This window comes from Mesorhizobium sp. M4A.F.Ca.ET.020.02.1.1, assembly GCF_004022645.1.
Taxonomy (GTDB): domain Bacteria; phylum Pseudomonadota; class Alphaproteobacteria; order Rhizobiales; family Rhizobiaceae; genus Mesorhizobium.
On record NZ_RZOI01000969.1, the window covers coordinates 1 to 1,834 of the forward strand.

The 1,834-nt window shown below is 64.3% G+C and carries 1 protein-coding gene; it reads left to right on the top strand.

From position 1 onward, the window contains the following. Window positions 1-1,834 (top strand): hypothetical protein (locus EN742_RS38395; RefSeq protein ID WP_189375713.1); only part of this gene is annotated, 1,834 nt, incomplete at both ends.

Sequence of the window (1,834 nt, forward strand, 5' to 3'; positions counted from 1 at the left end):
GGCTTCTACGTCGTCGAGATCGACCGGATCAAGGCCGGCAATACGGCGGATGTTCTGCTGCAAGCCAGCATTGAACAGTTCGGCGACGGTCAGTCCGGCGGCCTGCTGGTCAAGGCGCCGGCGTTGCCTGCCGGCGGACAGACCTACTACAATTTCTTCCGGCCGGATGCGGGAGCCATCCCGTCGCTGAGCCGTGGCGTCTTCGCCACCGGCAACACGGAAGTCGCGTCGACCTATGATTTCCGGGGCCTCGACCCGACAACCGGCCTGCGCACGCTGCCCGGGCTGCAAGCAGGCTCGGTCGTCGCTGGCGGCGACATCATCGTCGCGGCCGCCAATCCGGCGCCGGCGGCAACCACCGTCAACGTGCTTGGCATTACCGAGATCGCCGGCAATGGCGACATCGACGTGCTGACCAACGGCTACATCGCGCTGACCGAAAAGACCGGCGACATGCGCGTCGAGCGCATTCGCTCCAATGCCTCCGATGTGCTGCTGTATTCGCCGCGGCGCATCCTTGATGCGCGCGATGACAATGGCGACCCGGCCTTGATCGAGGCCGATGTCTCGGGCCGCAACATCACCATGGCCGCTGGCGTCGGGCTGTTCAATCCGACCCATTTCCAAGTCGCTGCTCAGGTGCTCAACCCGACGCTGCTTGACATCAACTCGCCCTTGGGCGGCATTGGTGAGCCGAGCAATTTCCTCGAGATCAACGTTGATAACCGCAATGGCGTCGGTGGGCTTGGCGTGCTGCGAGCTTTCGACATCAGCGCGGATTCGACGCTGGGCATCTTCCTCGACGAAGTCGTCGGCGACATGCATGTTCATACCGTCCACACGACCCGTGACGTGTCGCTGAGGACCGTCGCAGGCTCGATCCTGGATTCACGCAACAACGGCGCCGGCGACGACTTTGCCGACGTGATGGGTCAGACCATCGACCTCGACGCCAATGGTGGCGGCTCCATCGGCGCCTTTACCAACGATCTCGAGATCGATTCATCGCGCGGTTCGAGCGATGACGACGTCGCGCTTGAAGCCGGCAACAACATCTACCTGGCCGAAGCGCCGGAGGTTCCCGGCGGCACCGCCGGCAATCTGCGGCTGGTGCTGGCGCACGCCTATGATGGCGATATCCGCATCACGGTGCGCGAAACCTCGGCTCAGGGCGAGAACCTCGACCTGCTGCACAGCGGCAGCGCCCGCTTCGGGGAAGACGGCACGACCTTCCCGACCTTCCAGCCCGATGCGTCGCGTGTCATCACGCATGGCCAGATCTTCGCCGAAAAGGGTTCCGTGCTGCTGCGCGTCGGCGACGACGTGACGCTCGACTCCAACAGCGAGACGCTGGCGGCCAAGAGCATCGACATCTATGGCGACGTGTCGGCGACCGACGAGGTCATCCATGCGCTCGTCAATCTGGATGTCGCCTTCGGCACCGTGATGGTGCTGCGTGGCCGTATCGTCGCCAACGCGACAGTGACGCCGGGCAACAAGACGATCGGCGCGCCGGTCGGCTCGGCAACGCCGACATTGACGGCCGACCCGGTCACCGGACCGACCGTACTGACCCGGATCTTCGGCAACACCGATGTCGACACGATTCAGTTCGGCGACACCTCGGGTGCCGGCGGCACAAACACTCTCGGCAGTCCCGGCTACGTCTTCCTCGGCTCGAAGACGCGCGCCTATGGCAGCCAGGACCTCAATGCAAACAACGTCGATGGCGAAGACCGCTTCCGCGTCTACTACCTCCAGGATACCGCGACGCAAACCTCTCCGAACATGCAGACGGCGGCCGAGCACACGCTCACGCTGGACGGCGTGTCGG